Raw genomic sequence first — 20,337 nt, 5'->3', positions numbered from 1 at the left:
TCCGGTGTTCGCTGGTGGTCCTCGTCGGGCGGTCTTTTGTCGGATCGGTAGGGTTTGGGTGTTTAGGTCCTGTGTCGCCAACCAAGCAACTTATTTGGTTGAATGTGCTAACGCCATTTGAAAAGTTTAGGGGTTAGGGAGGGATGCCTAGGAGATTCAGGTGGGCCAGCGGGGAGCATTCTATGGGGGTGAGGTTTAAATTGCAGAACCGAAATCAGTTGTCGCGTACGTTATCTATAGCTATTGGAGTTGATTCTCAGCTAAATCCAAGGCACTTGAAGAGCCTGTAATATTCACGATATCCTCTCCACTCAGATTAAGCCGTAGTAGATTTTGTGTAACTCTCGTGGCATTAATGAAGCCACCCGCATTCCTATAAGAGCTGAAATTTAGAGTGTCCTCGATCTCAAAGTCCAGAATGGTATCAATGTCAGTCTGACCATCAAGAAGATCTTCCTTAAACAGAAATTGATCAGCCCCTGCTTCACCAATCAAAATATCATTCCCTCTATTACCATCGAGGATATCTGCATCTTGACCACCAATTAGTGTATCAGCACCTAATCCACCAGCGAGGTTATCTCGATCTGCCCCACCATTCAGCTCGTCATCACCGTCGCCTCCAAACAGTCCGTCATCACCGCTACCCCCGCCTAAGATGTTGTCTTGTTCATTACCTAACAAACGATCGTTACCTCGGCCAGTGACAATAGTTTCAAAGTTTTTGAAAGTTTGTCCCCCTAGAAGACCATCCCCAACAAACCCTTGAGAAAGAAAGATACTTAAGTCACGACTATCATTAGGATCGAACCGAAGGATATCATCTCCACTTCCTCCATCAAGAACATCAATACCCGTGAAGTTCCTAACTGTCACAACGTCATCGCCATCTCCACCTTCGATGGTGTCATCCCCCGCCCCACCCTCTAATCTGTCTGCCCCTTGATCACCAAATATCTGATCATTGCCAGCACCCCCTTCAATTACATCATTCCCTTGACTGCCAAATAGAACATCGTTACCAAGCTCACCTTTGAGCAGGTCATCACCACTACCTCCGTTTAAGGTGTTGTCTTGTGCATTCCCTAATAAACGATCATTACCTTGGCCAGTGACAATGGTTTCAAAGTTTTTGAAAGTTTGCCCCCCTAAGAGGCCATCTCCAACGAATCCTTGGGCAAGAAAAATACTTAAATTGCGGCCATCCGTGGGTATAAACCGCACGGTGTCATCTCCATTTCCTCCATCAAGAACATCAATACCCGTGAAGTTCCTAACTGTCACAACGTCATCGCCATCTCCGCCTTCGATGATGTCATCCCCCGCCCCACCCTCTAATCTGTCTGCCCCTTGATCACCAAATATCTGATCATTGCCAGCTCCCCCTTCAATCGCATCATTCCCTTGATCACCAAAAAGAACGTCGATGCCATTATTTCCTCTGATAAGGTCATCACCGAGCCTGCCGCGAATAACATCATCTCCTTCTAAACCACTAATAAAATCATCATCAGTAGTGCCATTCAGAACATTATTTCCTTTATCCCCAGAAATAATATTTTTGGGAATAGAGGCAATCCATAGTTCCTTCCCATTAATGCCATCATCAACAGAGAAAAATAACTTGTTATCTACTGCTTGGAATCTACTAAAGCTAAAGAAGCCATCACCACTTGGATTAATATCTGCAAATAATTGCGTCCCAGCTTCAGTGCCATCACTAATCCATAGCTCTTGACCACTCACCCCATCGTCTGCTCTGAAAAGAAGCTTGCCATCAATCTCTATAAGGTTACCTAGACTAGTAGAATCATCACTACTCGGATTAATATCCCTCACTAATTGTGTGCCAGCTTCAGTGCCATCACTTACCCATAGTTCGCGACCTCGGATGCCGTCATTGGCTGTGAAAAATAGCTTGTCATCAATCCTTATAAAATCACTTGGAGCAGGGAAGTCACCGTTACTGGGGTTAATATCTTTAACAAGCTTCGTGCCAGCTTCAGTGCCATCACTTACCCATAGTTCGCGACCTCGGATGCCGTCATTGGCTGTGAAAAATAGCTTGTCATCAATCCTTATAAAATCACTTGGAGCAGGGAAGTCACCGTTACTGGGGTTAATATCTTTAACAAGCTTCGTGCCAGCTTCAGTGCCATCACTTACCCATAGTTCGCGACCTCGAATACCATCATTGGCTGTGAAAAATAGCTTGTCATCAATCCCTATAAAATTACTTGGAGCCAATCCAAATCTGTCATCATTACTAGGATTGATATTTTTAACCCGCCGAGTACCCACTTCTGTACCATCACTCACCCAAAGTTCTTGGCCACTAGTGCCATCATTTCCTAGGAAAAACAACTTGCCGTCAACTTCCTTGAAGTTACGTAGTAAAGATGGGATAGCAATATTAGTAATAGCTTTAACCAGCTGAGTTCCCGCTTCAGTACCATCGCTCGCCCATAACCCGATACCTCTAACACCATCTGGGGCAGTGAAGAACAGCTTGCCATCAAATATAATTAAATTTTCTGGGCCTCCGAAATTAGAACGGCCAGAGAAATTATTAAAAGGATTAATATCTTTTACTAACTGTGTACCAGATTCAGTGCCATCAGTTACCCATAGCTCTTGGCCCGTTATATCATCATTGGCTGTGAAGAATAACTTGCCATCAAGCTCAGTTAAGAATCGTGGGAGAGGGAAATTACTATCATTGGGAAAAAGAAAATCTATCTGACTAGGATTAATATCTTTAATAAGTTTTGTCCCCGCTTCAGTACCATCAGTGATCCATAATTCTCTTCCAGTTACTCCATTAGAAGCAGTGAAAATTAGCTTGTCACCGAATTGAGTAAAGCTTTGTGGGCCTGATAAGTCAAAAATACTGGGTCCATTAATGAAGTTATTATTAGGATCAATATTTTTTACGAGCTGTGTCCCGGTTTCAGTGCCGTCACTCACCCAAAGTTCTCGACCTGCGACACCATCCGTAGCGACGAAGAATAGCTGGTTACCAAGCTTAAAGAAGCTACGGGGATCAGAGTCACTAACACCAGGATTGATGTCTTTCACTAATTGGACACTTGCAAAGATACCAGCATAGGAAGCTAGAGTCTCTTGGGTAAAAGCTTTGTGGGAGAATAGAGCATGTTTGCCAAGTCTTACCCCAAGCTGCCAACTGCCACCCAAGAGACAACTGCCAATTTTCGTTCGTGAAGCAGCAATCGGTAAATGAGTGATATGGTGTAATTTCTCTAGAAATTTAGTTCCCACCTTTCCTGCCGCTAAGTTGCATCCATAGAGCAGAATAGCGGGAAAATTTACTAGTTTTATCCAACTTTTTAGTTCTGAAGCATACCTATCTAGGCTTTCCAAGGTCAACTCAATATTTCCGAGTGATAAAGAGCCTGGTATCCCATGAGAGACTATGTGAATTGCTTCAATTTCTGGATGGAATTTTAGTACTCGGGTAATCTTTTTTATGCCATCCTCTTGGGGATCTAATATCACTACCTTGACATTATGATTCACCCCATTAATCAACGTATCTTTATCATCAACATTTGAGTCAATAAATACGATAGTGGTTGGTATAGCTGGGACATCAAGCATCACTTTAGTCTCGTTTGATGAATCTTTTTGGAAAGGATTTTGCATGTTTATCACTCCCCTTAAATTCTTTCAATTTAACAGAATATATATCTAATTCTTCTGGAATCACCATACTCTTTCTAAGTGATTTTATTAGTTATCTAGGATTTTTAGGCATATTGACGTCTTGTATTTAGTTCTAGTTTGGAATTTATTGATATTTTTTAGTAGAATAATATCAATAAATTTTTAGTGCTTTCCATCAGTTATGCCAAATTAAAACCGTTATTGTGATCAATTATTCTATTTTTTTGATAGTTTCTGATTCACAACAGTATCGTAGTGATTTCATCCCCCTTTTTTCAACTCAAAGTTCTCTTCAATCTCAACAGCGCACTCCAAGCAGAACCCAGCCGAAGCAATCGATTCCTTCACGAAAGGCTTCCCCGTTCCCGCCACGTCAATCCAGTACTGCCTAAAGATGTTTTCAGAAACAACCAGGTGTTCTAGCTGACCTGCTGATCAGCCAAAATTTGTGATTGATCATATTTCAGTGCATAACCTACACCACGAATCGTATGAATCATCACTGATGCTCCTAAATTCTCTTTGAGTTTATGGCGCAGACGTGACATGTGAACCTCGACTGTTCGCGTATCAACTATGGACTCTTCGCCATATCCCCATACTTTCTGTAGAAGCTCCTGGCGAGAAACAGCTTCTCCAAGTCGGCTAGCCAATAGTTCCAATAAACTAAATTCCATCTGGGTGAAGAAGAGACGTTCTCGACCATGGGAAACCTGCCGTTTATTTCTATCAATGTGGAGTGAGCCAATCTCAAGCACACCAGGGGCATGATACTTCGATGGTTTTACAGCATCCAGTCTGCGGAGAATAACCCGAACACGAGATTCTAATTCTTTAGGTGAAAAAGGCTTGATCATATAATCATCAGCACCCATTTCCAGACCCGTAATACGATCCCTTACATCCGACAGAGCTGTCAGCATAATAATCGGCACTCTCGATATTTTACGGACGGCTTGACAGACACCATAGCCATCCAGTTTCGGCATCATCACATCTAGCACAATCAAGTCAGGATGTTGTAGCTCAAAAATTTCTAAAGCTTCTACGCCATCAGCAGCAGTGAAAACTTGATAGCCCATCATGGATAGTCGGGTACTTAAAATTCGTCGAATCGGTACTTCGTCATCAACTACCAAAATAGAATGCTGATCATTACTCAGATTATTCATGATGTCTGGCATCCTTGGCTACCCTTAAGTTCAAGGTAGCATTTCTACCTAAGCAATAATGCTTAAAACGCTTGATAGACAAGATTCTTATGATTGGTCAATTTATGCGAAAGCATGACTCTTGCATCAACTATCCCTAATCCACCCCACTCTCACCTTCGCCTCTATCTTGAATCACCCTACGTTGTTGGAAGAAAATCAATCTTCTTGGTTGGTCAGATTCTTAGGTTGGCTGAATGCTACCCCTGGGAACCACTCCTCCCAATGCTGAGGTGCCAGCTCTCGCACTTGCTCCAGTACCTCTTTAGCGGCCAGACTCTTAGCCAATTTTTTCTTCTTCGCCACCCCGCTACCTTCCAGCCGTTCACCCAGAACATCCAGCTCACATTTACAGATAAACCAATCATCTGAGCTGTCCATTTCGTACTCTGGATTCTCCCATCTCAATCTCTGGCAGACATCCACCAACATCCCCACAAAATTCTGACCACCACTGAGTGGTTTCATCAAAGCAGTATGCATAGCTTTGGACAGCGGTTCTGCATTCTTGCTAGAAGCTGAAGATACAGGTTGAGGCTCTGGTAACGGAGGCTGTTCACGCTCTCCTGGAGTGACCAAGCTGTTCTGGAGATAGGCTTCTAGCCACAATAGACAAGCCTGATGACGAGCATCTTGTTTACGGGAATGGACTGCTGGATGAACAGTCGTGAAGGATTCTCCAGATTGTTTGACCTCTAACCAGACAGTGAATGGTGTGCTATCCCCCACCTCTATATATTCGAACGCTTCCCAGTCCTTTTCCTGGCTTGAGGCAATGCTGATCACACTCGCAGCTTCTTGAACGTGATTGGCAAGATGCTGGACAACCTGATGCTGTAATTCACGGTCACTCCTCTGAAAGACCAACAAGTACAGATCTTGAACCGTTAATTTCTCTGACTCCAAACGAGTCACCAACTCACTACGAAGCCGCTCTATATCTTGATTTTCGGTGGCATACTTCACCAAACGACTGAATTCTTTACTGGAAAGATGACCCAGCTCTTCAGGAGCCTGGAGTTGGTCCTGGTAGACCTTCTGATGCTCAGCCTTAAAGTACTCTGAGGTCTCTTCTTCATCTTTGCGCCTGACTTGGGCAATATGCTGTCCTAGCTGCTCAAGTTCGAGTACGGTATAGGGGACCTCTTGCTGTTTGAGTACAGCTTTAACGATGCGATGGTTGATCAGGTCAGCGAGTCTACGTATCGGACTGGTGAAGTGACAATATGCAGGCAGGTTTAGAGCAAAGTGTCCGATTAACGTTGGAGCATACTCGGCACGGTTCATCCAACTGTACAACCGCTGGCGAATGGCAGCGCTAGATCCTAGCGTCAGCAATGTCTGATACATCGTTTCCCGATCTGGGGCAATCGCCCTGGCCGTGTGATTGCGATACAGAGCAGGGATATCTTGATCGGCTAACCACTGGGCGACAGCCCGATTTGCCAGGATCATAAATTCTTGGATCAAGATATGACTACGATGATGTTCACTTCGGCTTAGACTGCCCTCTTCCGTGAGCCACTGACCTTGGGCTGTCTGGGTCGCACCTATTGCACCAGAGGTCAGCCGATTCCGGTACAGATGTAATGCCCACTGATGGGCCATCTCTAAGGTCTCTTGAAAAGCAGAGTGGGAGACAGGCTGGGATGCTTCGGCATAGGTAAATCTTTTTTGACTAGTCAGCCAAGACTCAAAGATTTCCGTGTCAATCATCTGAGCATTCGCATCGAGGGTGACCTGGATCGTCAGGGTGGGACGCTTTTGGTTCTCTAGGAGACTCAGCTTATCTTCTGATAGTGGTCTCGGCAGCATGGGGGCATTCCCTTTGCTGAAATAGCGGGTGGTCGTGCGCTCAATTGCCACTTCATCTAAACTCGATCCGATTTCTACGATTTCAGAAACATCGGCAATATGTACAGAGAGGACTGCCCCTGATTCAGTCGCTTCAATCCAGATGGCATCATCCAGGTCCCTTGAAGTAGGACCATCGATGGTAATGCCCTGGACCTGGGGACGTTGCCAGAGTTCATCCGTAAGGACAATCCGCTTGGCTGCTGCGAACGCTTGAGGAGGAAAACGGTTCTTGCTTTTGTGTGTCGTTTCGGTCTTAGCTGGTGGACTATCCTGAGTCGGTAATTTAGATTTCGTATCTTGAACTGACGCCTTAGCCTGTTCGATTGGTTTTTCCTGATCTAGTGTTATGGGCTTTTTATCTTGAGATACGCCTTCAGACTTTGACTCCAGCTTTATCAGTGAAGGGGGTTTCAGCGTTGTTCTTTCTTGCTGCAACGCTTTCTGTTTGGCCTGTTTCTGGGAGTGCCTCAATGCAGCTTTCCGCTGGGCTATCTTGGATGCTGTGGTCTTGGGCTGGCTTGGGTCAAGCTGGGCTTCAAGTTTTTTAATTGCACTTTTGAGTACCTTAGCAGCAGTGGGGTTGCTGCATTGCTGGAGTTGAGAACGCAGTTGAGAAAGCTTTTCTACAGTTGAAGAAGGCATAGGGGAGGAGAATCTCGCTAGGAGCAGACTTGCAGGTATTCTAATGTAGAGCAGGAATATTCCAGCGAAATTAAGATTCTTGCTAAGGTGCGATAGTTTTAAGAGACATCTAATTCCTGAATTTCTCACCAGCCATTTTACGAACATCCCATAACTCGCTATTCACAATGGTTCTAATGGATTAAGGAAAAAACAGTGTGTAATTTTTAACTGTTTTACAGCAATCCGTCAGCGCGGGGAGTACAGCTTCAGCCCTCAACCTTTGTCAGAAATCTAGTTTGCCGAAACTTACTTTTTCCTTCGTTTAGATTTCTTGCCTTTATTAAGAGCTTCAAATCCTTTGCCACTAGCTTTCTTGGGTTGTTTTGAATGCTTTGAGTTTGACGAGGTGGGTTGTGCTTTAGAGGAAGAGCCTGGGAACAGATTTCCGAGTTGCTGCAGAAAAGAGTTATCAGGATTTTCTGAAAAAAGCCGCTGATTAAAGTTGAGCCGGAATGCGTCCAGCCCTTCTTGAGTTGTCATATCATATCCAGCTTGTATCCCCTCCATTAGGAAGCTTTTCGCCATACCGCCTTTGGCTGGGTCAAACATCCAATCAGGGAAATCACCTTCAATACTAGAGAGATAGTTGAGAATTTCTCCTGCGCACTGGAAGTGATACTCCTGGTCCAAAAAGTTCCAAAAGGCACTCAGTTCCGAAATGGCATCTTCTGCGTCAGAACGGTCTCTCAAGGTTATTTTGCGCGGTAAGAGATCTTCCATAATGACTTGCACCTCTGCCTTAGTCATCGTGGGTAAGGTGAACCCTTCGTAGACATAAGCCATTTCAGTGAAGGTCGTAATCCATCGACCCACTTCAGGGTGCTCTGAAATATATGCTTCCCCTTGTGAAGACGTCACAAACTGTTCAACGACATCATCCAGGTAATCAGGCAGCAAGGATTCAGCTTCGTCGTAGTCGAGATGATTGAGTAGATGAATATCAAAAGCCATACCTTTAGCTCTATGGTTTACCCAGTCTGAGTAAATGGGGTCAAAAAACAGCGAAAATGCAACTGGCACAAAGTTTCTAGCACCTTAATTCTATGCCCCCAACAACTATAGAGTCTACCTCGCAGACACATCAATTTGGCAAACTAGACGCTCGTGAGATCGTGGCAGATTTCAATGGCGGTAGTCTGACCAGTGATGCTGGCCTACTCTTGATCAAGCAGGTTGATGAGCTGTTTCAAATTACCCACCACTTTGCTGAATGCTTCAGCGATCATCGCGACCCGAGCCGAATTCAACACAATTTATCTGACTTGGTTACCCAGCGAGTGTATGGGATTGTCCAGGGATACGAAGATCTGCTGGACCACGACTATTTACGCAACGAACCGTTGTTTAACATTGCTGTAGGTCAGCTTGAAAGCACCCATTCTCGCTGTGCCCCTTTAGCTGGGAAAAGCACCCTCAATCGTCTTGAGCAAGCACCTCATGGTGATGCGCAATCCCTCAACCACCGCTACGTGCGTTTTGCTATCAATCCTGATGAGATGAAAGCGTTTTTCGTAGAGCGCTTTGTGCAACTCAGCTCCACCGTACCAGAGCATATTGTGATTGATATGGATGTCTCAGATGACCTTGCCCATGGTCAGCAAGAACAGGTCTTTTTCAATCCTTACTATCACCATGAATGCTTTGCACCACTGTTGATTTTCTGTGGCACTCACTTACTGGCTGCACGGTTACGTCCCTCCAATGTAGACCCTGCTGCAGGGGCTTTAGATGAGTTACAGCGTATTATTCCCCATATCAGGTGTCACTGGCCAGAGATCAAGATTACAGTGCGGGCCGATAGTGCCTATGCTCGTGACGACATCATGAGTTGGTGCGAAGAGAATCAGGTGGATTTTGTCTTGGCTATGGCCACGAACGAACGTTTGGTGCGAATGAGTAAAGATATCGAAGCTAAAGCCAAGGCTGAGTTTGAGCGGTGTCAGACAGTAGAGCCACCGATGGAAGGGACTCCATGGTATCGCTCCCTAAACTATCAGACCCTTGACTCCTGGAGTAAGAGAAGACGGGTGGTTGCTAAGGTCACCTATGACGAAAAAGGCGTACATCATCGTTTTGTGGTCACCTCTTTTCCGGCATCAGAGGTGATTCCCAGTAAACTCTACGAAGATGAGTACTGCCCAAGGGCAAATATGGAAAATCGGATCAAAGAACACCAGCTTGAATTGTTCAGTGACCGCACTTCGGCCCATTGGTTTGAGAGCAATCAACTGCGCCTCTGGTGGTCATCTGTGGGATATGTTTTACTCAATGCCCTGCGCGAACATGGACTCGCCGATACACCGCTCAAAGCAGCACAGCTAGGAACCATTCGCCTGAAGTTACTCAAAGTAGCTGCTCAAGTCCGCTTCAGTGTCCGCCGTATTTATATCGGCCTCAACTCACACTGTCCTTGGCAGCAGTGGTTTGAGCACGCCATCCTCAGATTAAAACGATCGCCTGCCCCCACCTAGGCGGAAGTGATGGGCTAGCACAAGGGAATAGTGAGTTACAGGGGAATGATAACCCTGGCTTTATGGTGTCCGCTTTTGACTATCTTTGCTGAAAATCAATGTGATCTAGTGAATTCTTTCATCGCTGGCGTAAGCGAACTCGTTACCGTACCTTTCAATGCCAATCTTATGAGTAGATCACTGCTGGTTGTAGCTAATTCGACCCTCTGATAACTGCTTGTGAGAAATCCAGGTAATTACCCCTTAAATCCATGATGAATCATTGGGTGCACTAGGCTAATCGACGGTTCCAGAGAATCGACACTATATGAATGAGCAAAACTCTCTATTTACAGACAAAGAACTGAGAGAAATCCGCCTTTCTAGCTCCGATCTGCCGATCCAGCAGATGAGTGTAACTGCTCTTCAAGATTGGAAAAATCGGATTTTCAAATATCAGACAAGGATCAATGAGAGTGCTCCAACCCAACAAGGAAACCTCTTTGAGCTAGCACCAGTATCAGCAGATCCAGCCAGCATCAATCCCTTTAGTTTGAAGCAGCAAAATACGGGATTTTGGCGTGATACTTTTGATGATGAAGGGGTTGCCGCCCTTTACTTCGTGATTGATCAAGAGTTGCCATTGCTGTTGTATGTGGGTGAGACTTCTCAATCCAATCAACGATGGAAGGGAGCCCATGATTGCAAAGACTACCTACACAATTATGTGGCAGCTCACCGGATTCATGACTTACCCGTGCGAGTGACGATTAGCTTTTGGCGAAAGGCCCCTGCCGAATACCATGCCCGACAACAGTTAGAACAAGCCCTCATCCAAACATGGAAACCACCCTTTAATAGAGAATCTCGAAAACATTGGGGTGCGCCATTCAGAGACCCGAATAAGCGCTAAGCCTAATGTTGCTACATCTAGAAATGAATGGCATTGACCAATCTTCAGAATCGTCGAAATGACAAAGATTTTTAAGCACTGTGGCAGCTACACAGTTTTCCTATTGATGAAACTACTCCACCTCCAAGGAATTCTCCACGAGAAAGCGTCCTGCTTCTAATGCAACTCGGCTGTTCACATAGAATTCTCCATCAGTGTGAACCTGCCTTTCTGGGGTAATGACCCAGCACTGATAGCCCCACTCTAAATCAAGTGAGACTGCGACGAGCCAGCTACCAGAGAATCCTAACAGTTCAGCAAGTGTATCTGTTGCCATTACAACCTCACCATGTGGAGGTAAATCATGAACAAAAGTATCGTATTGACACCATTTTAGTACAAGATTACTATATTGGTCTAGCGTCCCCCAATTCACACCTTTGGAGATTCACTCATGAGTGCCAAAAATGAAATGACTGAGAAGCAAAAGGCCCTCGACTTAGTGATGAAAAACGTTGAAAAGACGTTTGGCAAAGGGGCCATCATGCGATTGGGTGATGCCACTCGTATGCAGGTCGAGACCATCTCTAGTGGTGCATTGACTCTAGACTTAGCTCTAGGAGGTGGTCTTCCTAGAGGGCGCGTCATTGAAATCTATGGACCTGAGAGTTCGGGGAAAACCACCGTAGCCCTGCATGCGATTTCTCAGATCCAAAAGACGGGTGGAGTCGCTGCCTTTGTTGACGCTGAACATGCCCTTGATCCAGTTTATGCAGCAGCATTGGGTGTGGATATATCAGAGCTGCTTGTAAGCCAGCCTGATTCAGGTGAGATGGCTTTAGAAATTGTGGATCAACTCGTTCGTTCAAGTGCGGTGGATCTCGTCGTGGTCGATTCCGTTGCTGCTCTTACTCCCAGAGCTGAGATTGAGGGAGATATGGGAGATTCCCATATGGGGTTGCAAGCTCGGTTGATGAGTCAAGCGCTGCGTAAGATTACAAGCAATATTGCCAAGTCAGGTAGCACCGTCATTTTCCTGAACCAACTGCGACAGAAGATTGGGGTCACCTATGGCAGTCCAGAGGTGACCACGGGAGGTAATGCCCTCAAGTTCTATGCCTCCGTTCGCTTGGATATTCGTCGAATTCAGACCCTGAAGAAAGGCACCGATATGTAGTTAGTGTCCCGATTTATTCGCCATGGTTATTGAGACGATCATGCTTGGCATGATCTCTGCGTGAGACGAGGAAGAAAATCGCTAAACAGCTCTCCTCATTAGGGAAAGCACCAATCTCATCAGCTTTGGTTCGGAATTCTCGGAACAACCGTTCTAGCGCATTGGAAGTACGAATCAGCGAATGAATGGATTCATCAAAATCATAGAAACTCAAGGTCAGGGCAAAATCTTTGGTAAAGGTTCTGACCGCATCGGGTTCAAGGTCTGTCCATTTCTGTGCAAACACGAGCAACGCAACAATAGCTTCTTCCCAGTCTGGCGCTTTATAGATAGCATAGGCATCGTGTTTAATTTGTGAATACCGCAGCTTCTTGGCTTCAGAGTGGGACAGTTCTTGTCCTTGAGCATCCAGGTGTGGCAATTGCTCATAGCCCAAATGCCGGAGCATCGCTCGAACCTTATGGGTAATGCACCGTTGATGTTGCGCGAGGGGAAACAGAGCGCGAATTACCTTAGGTAGCCCAGTGGTGCCATCACTCACAATCAGCTTCACCAAATGGGTTTGCAATCCTCGTTGCCGCAGGTGCTCAAAGAACAGTAGCCAAGCTGCCTCAGATTCTTGGACAGCAATTTCATAATGGAGAACAGTTTGTGTCCCATTTGGCCATATCGCCATGGCCACTAAGATGACTCTGTCTTCCGCACGGCGTAGTTTCCGAATATGCCCAGCTTGGTCTTCCCAAAAGTCTTCAGACGCACATTGAACACTCGCCCAAACCCCATCAACAATCAAATAAAAGGGGTTTTCTCAAGACGAGTCTGACGACTTTGGAGCATCTGCTTCTGGGCTTTAAGTGTAATCCGGTTAATGGCATTCACGGATAAGACTGCACCCAGGATCTCATAGAGAGCTTCTTGCAGATCTCGAAGCGATAAGCCCATGACATACAGCCCTAGGCAAAACTCTAGCAGGCTGCCAAGGGCTCGTTGGTAACGCTCTAAAATCTGCCACTCTCGGCCTGCATTCCCTTTCCGTAGTTTGGGAACGGACAGCTGAGTAATCCTGCCGTACTGGGTATCAAGGATCCGTTGATAGTAGCCTGAACGTCGAGGTCGATCCCCTTGAATCTCTGATAGATAAGCTTGAACTTCTTCGTCTAGAGCTGACTCTACTGCGATCTGGGTGACTCGGTTAGCTTCAAGACGAAGGGTTGATTCTAGGGCTTCGTTAATAGAAGCATAGGAACTTTGAGATTGGATGCGGATAATCTGCTGCTCGCGTTGGGCAATGTTCATAAAGGAGTGCTCTGAATTCTCTATTATCAAAGCATTTCAGCTATCTCAGCCCATGGCGAATAAATCAGGACACTAACGATATGTATGGCATCCGCGCTAAGGTCAAGGTTGCCAAGAATAAGGTTGCACCTCCGTTTCGGATTGCAGAGTTTGACATCCTGTTTGGCCAGGGGATCTCAACCATGGGTTGTCTGGTCGATATGGCGGAGGAAACAGATATCATTGTCCGCAAAGGAGCTTGGTATAGCTATGACGGTAGCAATATAGGCCAGGGTCGGGAGAATACCATTCAATACTTTCTGGATAACCCAGAGTTTGCCCAAGATGTAGAACAACAAGTACGCCAGAAGCTGGAGTTAGGCTCCAAAGTTTCTGCAAATTCCATCACGACCGTTGAGATAGAACCGGCTGATACAGAGGAAGTTGATGCATCTTAAGAACATCGACCTTTCAGGAGTATATTGCTGTAAAGAAGCCAAGCATCAAGCCTTAAGGTAGCTACCCATGCCCAGTAGTTCTGCTCATCCAGGGTCTCCCCCCATTGAACAACTACAAGGGGTTGTGGAGCGATTGACCTTCCATTCTGATGAGTCAGGTTATACCGTTGCCCGCCTCAAAGCACCACGGACCCATGAGCTGATCACCATCGTGGGCAGCTTCGCCAATATCCAAGCAGGCCAAACGCTACAACTTCAGGGGATATGGCGGGACCATCCTAAGTACGGTCCTCAATTCCAAGTCAAACAGTATAAGGAAACCAAGCCAGCGACTCTCACGGGGATTGAGAAATACCTCGGCAGTGGCTTGATCAAGGGCGTGGGTCCAGTCACTGCAAAACGTATCGTAGCTCACTTTGGGCTAGATACCCTCGATATTATTGAAACCCAAATTGAACGCTTGATTGAAGTCCCTGGCATCGCCAAAAAGCGCGTCAAACTGATTCAGACCGCCTGGGATAGTCAGAAGGCAATCAAAGAAGTCATGGTCTTTCTCCAAGGGCATGGCGTATCCACCACTTATGCCGTCAAGATCTTCAAGCAGTATGGGGATGAGTCCATTGAAACCGTCACCCATAACCCCTATCGACTGGCAACAGATGTCTATGGCATTGGATTTGTGACCGCAGATGAGATTGCTCGCAGTCTGGGCATCTCACCTCATTCTGAATACCGCTATCGAAGTGGTCTACTACATGTCTTGAGTGAATCCGCAGAAGAAGGGCATTGTTATTTACCTCAACCAGAATTGATTGATCGAGCGGTGAAGAGATTAGCTCTCCCTGACTATCAGCCCAAACCCGATCAAGTGGAGTACCTGATCCATGCCATGATCTCTGATGCTGAGCTAATCGTCGAACGGTTAACACATGAGGGCTCGACGAAACTGCTTTGCTACGCACCTCCCTTCTTTCAAGCAGAATTTCACTTGTCTCGACGAGTCCTCCAGCTGCTGGCCAGCTCTCTAGTTGTCGATAATGATCGGGTAAGGGCTTGGTTAGACCGCTTCATGGCTCAAACAGATGTGAGTCTCTCAAAACAGCAGCAGCAAGCCGTGGAAATGGCAGCGAGTCAGCGTGTTGTGATCCTTACGGGTGGACCCGGAACGGGGAAGACTTTTACCACCCGCACAATCGTAGCGCTCTGGAAAGCAATGGGGAAAGACATCGTATTAGCATCCCCAACAGGTCGAGCCGCGCAACGCCTCAGTGAAGTGACGGGTCATGAAGCGAAAACGATTCATCGCCTCTTGGAATTTGACCCCAAGACAATGAAGTTTCAACGGAACACAGATAACCCGATCCCCGCTGATGCAGTGGTGATTGATGAAGCCTCGATGCTGGATCTGTTCTTAGCCAATTCCCTGATCAAGGCTATTGATACCAACGCTCAACTCTTGCTCGTGGGGGATACAGACCAGTTACCTAGTGTGGGACCCGGAAATGTCCTATTAGATCTGATCACCTCTGGGAGAATTCCCATTATTGAACTAACGGAGGTCTTTCGTCAGGCCCAAGCCAGTCACATCATCCGTAACGCCCATCGCATTAATCAAGGCCAGTTTCCCAACTTGGAATCCGTAAGTCCTTCTCCCAAAACAGATTGTCTCTGGTTAGGTGCCCCCGAACCTGAGAACGGTGTGCAAGGGATCCAGGAACTGATCCACGATCTTCTCCCTGGACTTGGGTTCCAGCCAGCACGAGATGTGCAAGTCCTATGCCCCATGACGAGGGGCGAAGTCGGTACTCGTAAACTCAATCAAGTGTTGCAAGCTTTGATTAATCCTCCGTGTCCCGATAAGCCTGAGTTGACGAGAGGGGGTCTGATACTCAGGGTGGGAGATCGCGTTCTGCAGCAGGTCAATGATTACAATCGAGAAGTCTTCAACGGCGATATGGGAGTGATCGAGGATATCAATTTAGAAGAGATTGAGGTCACCGTTCGCTATGCAGAACGCTCCGTTTCCTATGATCTCGCTGACTTGAATGAAATTGGCTTGGCCTGGGCCGTCACGATCCATAAGAGCCAGGGGTCGGAATATCCCGTCGTCATTCTGCCCCTGTACATGCAGCATTACATTATGCTCAGCCGTAACTTGCTCTATACCGGACTGACACGGGCGAAGAAACTGGCGATTCTCGTAGGCCCAAAGAATGCCATCAGCATGGCCGTCAGGCAGATCAAAGATAGGCAACGATACACCTTGCTTGAGCGGCGTTTGGAAGGTGTTCCCAAGGCTGACGAATCGCTAGCTTCCGCGATTTTTTAACGGGTCGTTAACACAGTCGTCGATCAGGGACGGGTGGGCTGGCAATGACAATTACTTCCGGATTGGGTCTAGGGCAATGGGGGGAGGATGGGCTTGATCCGTTAACTCCGTCTGAGTAAGCATAGATTCATCTGTATCAAGTTAAATTTGGGTGCGGCTCTTTCCACGTAACGAAATATAACGAATTAGTAGGTGTTTAGTAAACAATCTTGTCTATTAACTGCTGAAAGATTGCACATATATATTTTTGAGGAGATAAGTTAGGGAGTAGACTGAATGGCCCTCACCCCTATGAAAATTCCCTCCTTGAGTACTATCGAACAGAAGGTGTTGGAGTTGGCCAATGAACAGTACGAAGTATTGGTACAGACCATCTGCTCCGCTGACTATCAAGCGTTAGAACACGGCGAGGTAGAATCGTTTATCCATCAAGCCGGCACTGAACTTCTACGACGTATATTCCAAGGACATCTAGACCTACGAGCGGTGAATGAAACCCAGCACCACATTGTGAGAGGTTCAGACGACTATACTCGTCGCCATCATCGTAAAGATACTCAGCGGCAGTTAGAAACGCTGTTTGGAGAAGTGGTAGTGACACGGTCTGGTTATAGCAATAAGACATCAGGGGTGAGTACCCTATACCCCTCAGATGGAATCCTAAACCTAGCCATGGATAAGTACTCGGATGGCTTAAGACAGCGTGTGGCTCAAGAAGCCTCCAAGGTATCGTTTACGGAGACTGTGACTACCATTGCAGAAACCACAGGAGCTCAAGTTGGCAAACGACAGTGTGAAGAAATTACGGTCAAAGTTGCCCAAGACTTTAACGACTTCTATGCCCAACGGACTCAGAAGAGTCCAGAAATAACCACAGACCTCCTCGTGCTGACAACAGATGGCAAAGGAATTGTGATGCATCAGGAGGATTTACGACCCGCTACAGCCAAAGCAGCAGAGCGGGCTACCCAAAAAAGTAAAGTACGCTTAAGTCCAGGAGAGAAACGCCAACGCAAACGGATGGCCACTGTTGCCTCTGTATACAGTACCCCCAGGTTTGAGCGACAGCCCGAGCAAATTATTGGAGATACTCTGGAAAAACCAGAGCGTCCTACCATTAGTAATAAACGAGTTTGGGCCAGTGTCAGAGAAGATGCTAAGCAGGTGATTAACTCTGCTTTCGAGGAAGCCACTCATCGCGACCCACAGCACCAACGAGAGTGGGTGGTCTTGGTCGATGGCGAACTCAACCAACTCGAAGCTATCAAAGCTGCCGCTAGAAAGAACAAAGTATCTATCACGATCGTTCTGGATTTCATTCATGTACTGGAATACCTTTGGAAAGCGGCCCATTGCTTCTTTACTCCTGGAACTCCAGAAGTGGAGCCTTGGGTCATGGAAAGAGCCTTACGCCTTCTCGAAGGAAAAGCTAGTAATGTTGCAGCTGGGATTCGACGTAGTGCTACCCTGCAAAATCTATCCAAGGCCGCCCGAGAAAATGTCGATAAATGTGCAGACTATTTGCTCAAATATCGAAAGTATCTTCTATATGACCAGTACTTGGACCAAGGCTATCCCATTGCCTCAGGCGTCATTGAGGGAGCCTGTCGGCACTTGGTCAAGGATCGCATGGATATTACCGGTGCACGATGGCGACTAGACCGAGCTGAAGCTGTTCTTCAGATTCGTGCCCTTAGAAGTAGTGGTGATTTTGCTGAGTACTGGCCCTTCCATAAACTCAAGGAGTTTACTCGCAATCATACTAGTAAGTTTCTCGACCCAGATATTGTCTTGTCTACTTAAAAGTGTCGCTCTAAAAGAGCCGCACCCGTTAAATTTCTTCGTCTTGAGCGAACAATGATTCGATTTCAGCTCTAGATTGGGTGAGTTCATGACTCGACAAACGGCTCGTCCCCGCATCATCAACAATCAAGGTATTCTGTTGCCCCTTCCCTTTCTCTGTGGCCGTCACGGTCAAAATGCCATTGTGGTCAAAATCAAAATGCACCTCAACTTGGACGCCTCCTGCAGGTCGAGGGGGCAATCCCTCCACTCGAAATGACCCGAGGGGAACATTCTCTCTTGCCACGGCATTCTCTCCTTGGAAAACCTCAATTTCCACCGTTTCTTGGCCATTTGAGAGGGTGGAATAGACTTCTGAACGGGAGATGGGAATGACACTGTTGCGAGCAATAATCGTGCTAAACATCCCAGGCATTGTGCCAAAGGCAGTACTCATTGCTGCAGCAATACCCAAGGAGTGGGGAATAACATCCACCAAAATAGCATCAACAGAGGCACCCGATAATACCCCCGCTTGAATGCCAGCCCCTAAGCTTACACATAGGTCGGGTTGGATGCCATCGATAGGGGCTTGTTCTAGATGGGCTGTAATCATCCTTTGGACCAAGGGAATACGAGTAGAGCCTCCCACTAGAATGACCCGATCCAAATCTTGCTTGTCCAGCTTTGCATCCGTTAAAGCCCGGTCTATCGCCTCCAAGGTTTCTTCAATTAGAGGTTGAATGAGGTCTTCAAAGGACTCCCGTGCTACTTCCACTTCCAGGTGCAATGCTGTCTTCCCCTGGCTGACTAAATAGGGCTCACGGGCCGTGGCAAAGGCATGTTCACTCAAGTCAATCTTGACTTTTTCCGCTGCCCGGAGCAATCGGGCTTGGACTGTGGGATCTGCAGGGACTTCTGTGTCATGGCTTTGCCGAAACTGCTCTGTGAGATACAGCTGCAACCGTCGGTCAAAGTCATCTCCACCCAGACGATTGTTACCGTGACTGGCTAAGACTTCAGTGACATCCCCGGTAATCTCGACGATTGAAACATCGAAGGTGCCTCCGCCAAGGTCGTAGACCAGCACCTGCTCTGTTTCTTCACTGCGGAAGTCATAGGTTAAAGCGGCAGCTGTGGGCTCGTTCAGCACCTGCAGTACTTCTAAGCCAGCAATCTCTCCGGCCTCCTTAGTGGCTTGCCTTTGAGCATCTGTAAAGAAGGCGGGCACGGTAATCACCGCTTGGGTAACCGCTTCACCCAAGGCATCTTCCGCTCTTTGTTTCAAGGTACGGAGGAGAATGGCAGATATTTCCTGGGGGGAGTAGGTCTTCTCTCCCAGTACCGTTTTATGGTCCGTTCCCATCTGCCGTTTGATAGACTTTGCCGTCCGTTCTGGAGCAGCTGCATATTGTCTTAGTGCTTCTCTGCCGATGAGGAGTTTGCCCTTCGTTGTGATGCCCACACACGATGGCAACAAGGTTTCCCCATCTTCGTCTGGGATGGCCCAAGGTTGGCCATTATCAATGGCAGCCACAACCGAATTCGTCGTTCCAAGATCAATTCCGACTGCTTTACCCATATCATCTATCCTTTGTAAGTTCCCGAATTATCGCTCGTCTGGAGCTGAGGGTTTAGAAGCCACCATCACTTGAGCTTCACGCAAGATCCGATTCTGCCACAAGTACCCCCTAACCACTTCTTGAATAACGGTATTCTCTTCGACCTCGGCACTTTCTTGCCGACCTAATGCATACATCTGTTCTGGATCAAAGGGTTGACCGTTCACTTCGATGGGTACGACCTGTCGCTGCTGGAGGATATCCAGCATTGAGCGTCGGATAAGTTCAACCCCTTCTTTCGCACTACGAATCATTTCGCGGGTACCATCCGTTTCCTGGGAAGGAGCTGATTCTGATGGTGCAGGGCCAACTGATGTAGGGGATTCTTTTCGCCAAAACATCAACCACTGCTGACATTTTTGAAAGAAAGAGACTGAGGATGATGTAGGGGATACTGTAGGTTGAGGAAGCGGAGTTGATAAGGTTTGCACATGGTCTTGTTCCGCTTGCTGCCAATGTTCACAAGCATGATCTAGAGCATCTAGAATACCCAGCAAATCTTGCAGGAGGCGTTCTTGGTCTCGTCGGTTTTTCGCTGTTTGGGTGGCTAGCTCTCGGGGGGATTGGGTCATGGTGTTCTAGGCTCTATTTCCGGGTCACTTTAGAATGTTAGCCGCACTAATTCGGCTAAGGTCACCTGGGCCTGATCGGTGGCACGTTCTCGTAGTTGGGTGACAGCTGCTGAATCTAACTCCTGCTGACACGGTTGGAGGTCAAAGAAATCTTGTTCAGGTTGCGATTCTCCTTTGCGCAGGGCTTCATAGGCAGCCCGAATCGCTTTGAATTCTTGAGGATGTTTATGGGCGGGAAATTCCCGCAGTTTGGCATGATAGGCGGACTTAATCTCAGTTGGGGTTGCCCCAACTGCCAAGCCTAAGAGGTCATAGTAGTCTTGCATCATTGGTTATCCTCGCCA

14 protein-coding genes and 2 pseudogenes are annotated in these 20,337 nt (G+C 46.9%); 6 read left to right on the top strand and 10 right to left on the bottom strand.

Annotated elements, in window-relative coordinates; translation table 11 throughout:
• Positions 1-240: 240 nt before the first annotated feature.
• The 4 genes from ON05_RS34930 to ON05_RS34915 all read right to left on the bottom strand — a co-directional run bounded on the left by ON05_RS34930 (position 241) and on the right by ON05_RS34915 (position 8,387).
• Entirely contained in the window at positions 241-3,663 is a 3,423-nt protein-coding gene (locus ON05_RS34930; RefSeq protein ID WP_316964666.1) for an ELWxxDGT repeat protein, read from the bottom strand.
• 440 nt (positions 3,664-4,103) lie between these two features.
• On the bottom strand, positions 4,104-4,868 hold the full coding sequence (gene rpaB, locus ON05_RS34925) for a response regulator transcription factor RpaB (RefSeq protein WP_010480415.1): 765 nt from the start codon (positions 4,866-4,868) through the stop codon (positions 4,104-4,106).
• A 186-nt stretch (positions 4,869-5,054) separates the two neighbouring features.
• Positions 5,055-7,394: a ribonuclease catalytic domain-containing protein gene (locus ON05_RS34920; protein WP_010480417.1), complete on the bottom strand. Its 2,340-nt coding sequence runs from the start codon at positions 7,392-7,394 to the stop codon at positions 5,055-5,057.
• 288 nt (positions 7,395-7,682) lie between these two features.
• Complete coding sequence (locus tag ON05_RS34915) at positions 7,683-8,387, bottom strand: hypothetical protein (RefSeq protein ID WP_010480419.1); 705 nt, start codon at positions 8,385-8,387, stop codon at positions 7,683-7,685.
• A 92-nt stretch (positions 8,388-8,479) separates the two neighbouring features.
• Here ON05_RS34915 and ON05_RS34910 point away from each other — a divergent pair, with 92 nt between their 5' ends.
• Together ON05_RS34910 and ON05_RS34905 are read left to right on the top strand one after the other, a co-directional pair.
• Positions 8,480-9,907 (top strand): IS1380 family transposase, encoded by a 1,428-nt coding sequence (locus ON05_RS34910; protein ID WP_010480422.1) that lies wholly within the window; start codon positions 8,480-8,482, stop codon positions 9,905-9,907.
• A 307-nt stretch (positions 9,908-10,214) separates the two neighbouring features.
• Entirely contained in the window at positions 10,215-10,799 is a 585-nt protein-coding gene (locus ON05_RS34905) for a GIY-YIG nuclease family protein (protein WP_010480423.1), read from the top strand.
• A gap of 112 nt (positions 10,800-10,911) precedes the next feature.
• Here ON05_RS34905 and ON05_RS34900 read toward each other — a convergent pair whose 3' ends face one another.
• Complete coding sequence (locus tag ON05_RS34900) at positions 10,912-11,115, bottom strand: hypothetical protein (protein ID WP_010480425.1); 204 nt, start codon at positions 11,113-11,115, stop codon at positions 10,912-10,914.
• A gap of 117 nt (positions 11,116-11,232) precedes the next feature.
• Here ON05_RS34900 and recA point away from each other — a divergent pair.
• Positions 11,233-11,952 (top strand): annotated as a pseudogene (gene recA, locus ON05_RS34895) (recombinase RecA); the annotation flags it as partial.
• 16 nt (positions 11,953-11,968) lie between these two features.
• On the opposite strand, the gene ON05_RS34890 reads toward recA, so the two are convergent.
• Positions 11,969-12,748 (bottom strand): transposase, encoded by a 780-nt coding sequence (locus ON05_RS34890; RefSeq protein ID WP_262561929.1) that lies wholly within the window; start codon positions 12,746-12,748, stop codon positions 11,969-11,971.
• Positions 12,745-13,251: a transposase gene (locus ON05_RS34885; RefSeq protein ID WP_262561927.1), complete on the bottom strand. Its 507-nt coding sequence runs from the start codon at positions 13,249-13,251 to the stop codon at positions 12,745-12,747. The genes ON05_RS34890 and ON05_RS34885 overlap by 4 nt, the downstream gene beginning before the upstream one ends.
• 77 nt (positions 13,252-13,328) lie before the next feature.
• Here ON05_RS34885 and ON05_RS34880 point away from each other — a divergent pair.
• The 3 genes and pseudogenes from ON05_RS34880 to ON05_RS34870 all read left to right on the top strand — a co-directional run.
• Positions 13,329-13,688 (top strand): annotated as a pseudogene (locus tag ON05_RS34880) (DNA recombination/repair protein RecA); the annotation flags it as partial.
• Positions 13,689-13,755: 67 nt separating this feature from the next.
• Positions 13,756-16,017 carry an ATP-dependent RecD-like DNA helicase gene (locus tag ON05_RS34875; protein WP_262562696.1) on the top strand — a complete coding sequence of 754 codons (2,262 nt, stop codon included), beginning with the start codon at positions 13,756-13,758 and terminating at the stop codon, positions 16,015-16,017.
• Between the two features lie 291 nt (positions 16,018-16,308).
• Positions 16,309-17,820 (top strand): ISKra4 family transposase, encoded by a 1,512-nt coding sequence (locus ON05_RS34870; RefSeq protein WP_085945138.1) that lies wholly within the window; start codon positions 16,309-16,311, stop codon positions 17,818-17,820.
• A 28-nt stretch (positions 17,821-17,848) separates the two neighbouring features.
• Here the strand turns inward: ON05_RS34870 and ON05_RS34865 are convergent, their stop codons facing one another.
• The 3 genes from ON05_RS34865 to ON05_RS34855 are packed head-to-tail and all read right to left on the bottom strand — an operon-like array spanning position 17,849 to position 20,319.
• The gene (locus ON05_RS34865; RefSeq protein ID WP_010481285.1) at positions 17,849-19,381 is read right to left on the bottom strand and encodes an Hsp70 family protein; all 1,533 of its coding nucleotides are present in this window, start codon (positions 19,379-19,381) and stop codon (positions 17,849-17,851) included.
• 27 nt (positions 19,382-19,408) lie between these two features.
• A complete protein-coding gene (locus ON05_RS34860) occupies positions 19,409-19,993 on the bottom strand; it encodes a nucleotide exchange factor GrpE (protein WP_010481283.1) in 585 nt (194 codons plus the stop codon).
• A 29-nt stretch (positions 19,994-20,022) separates the two neighbouring features.
• Positions 20,023-20,319, bottom strand: coding sequence for a DnaJ domain-containing protein (locus ON05_RS34855; protein ID WP_010481281.1), 297 nt, complete (start codon positions 20,317-20,319; stop codon positions 20,023-20,025).
• Positions 20,320-20,337: the final 18 nt, after the last annotated feature.

This window comes from Acaryochloris sp. CCMEE 5410 (assembly GCF_000238775.2).
GTDB lineage: Bacteria > Cyanobacteriota > Cyanobacteriia > Thermosynechococcales > Thermosynechococcaceae > Acaryochloris.
The sequence above is the reverse complement of the archived record's forward strand: the minus strand, read 5'-3'. Positions and strand labels throughout refer to the sequence as shown.

Excerpts from the sequence above, each read along its gene's own strand:
- ON05_RS34930 (WP_316964666.1), bottom strand. The coding sequence starts at position 3,663 with ATGCAAAATCCTTTCCAAAAAGATTCATCAAACGAGACTAAAGTGATG.
- rpaB (WP_010480415.1), bottom strand. The coding sequence starts at position 4,868 with ATGCCAGACATCATGAATAATCTGAGTAATGATCAGCATTCTATTTTG.
- ON05_RS34920 (WP_010480417.1), bottom strand. The coding sequence starts at position 7,394 with ATGCCTTCTTCAACTGTAGAAAAGCTTTCTCAACTGCGTTCTCAACTC.
- ON05_RS34915 (WP_010480419.1), bottom strand. The coding sequence starts at position 8,387 with ATGGCTTTTGATATTCATCTACTCAATCATCTCGACTACGACGAAGCT.
- ON05_RS34910 (WP_010480422.1), top strand. The coding sequence starts at position 8,480 with ATGCCCCCAACAACTATAGAGTCTACCTCGCAGACACATCAATTTGGC.
- ON05_RS34905 (WP_010480423.1), top strand. The coding sequence starts at position 10,215 with ATGAATGAGCAAAACTCTCTATTTACAGACAAAGAACTGAGAGAAATC.
- ON05_RS34900 (WP_010480425.1), bottom strand. The coding sequence starts at position 11,115 with ATGGCAACAGATACACTTGCTGAACTGTTAGGATTCTCTGGTAGCTGG.
- ON05_RS34885 (WP_262561927.1), bottom strand. The coding sequence starts at position 13,251 with ATGAACATTGCCCAACGCGAGCAGCAGATTATCCGCATCCAATCTCAA.
- ON05_RS34875 (WP_262562696.1), top strand. The coding sequence starts at position 13,756 with ATGCCCAGTAGTTCTGCTCATCCAGGGTCTCCCCCCATTGAACAACTA.
- ON05_RS34870 (WP_085945138.1), top strand. The coding sequence starts at position 16,309 with ATGAAAATTCCCTCCTTGAGTACTATCGAACAGAAGGTGTTGGAGTTG.
- ON05_RS34865 (WP_010481285.1), bottom strand. The coding sequence starts at position 19,381 with ATGGGTAAAGCAGTCGGAATTGATCTTGGAACGACGAATTCGGTTGTG.
- ON05_RS34860 (WP_010481283.1), bottom strand. The coding sequence starts at position 19,993 with ATGACCCAATCCCCCCGAGAGCTAGCCACCCAAACAGCGAAAAACCGA.
- ON05_RS34855 (WP_010481281.1), bottom strand. The coding sequence starts at position 20,319 with ATGCAAGACTACTATGACCTCTTAGGCTTGGCAGTTGGGGCAACCCCA.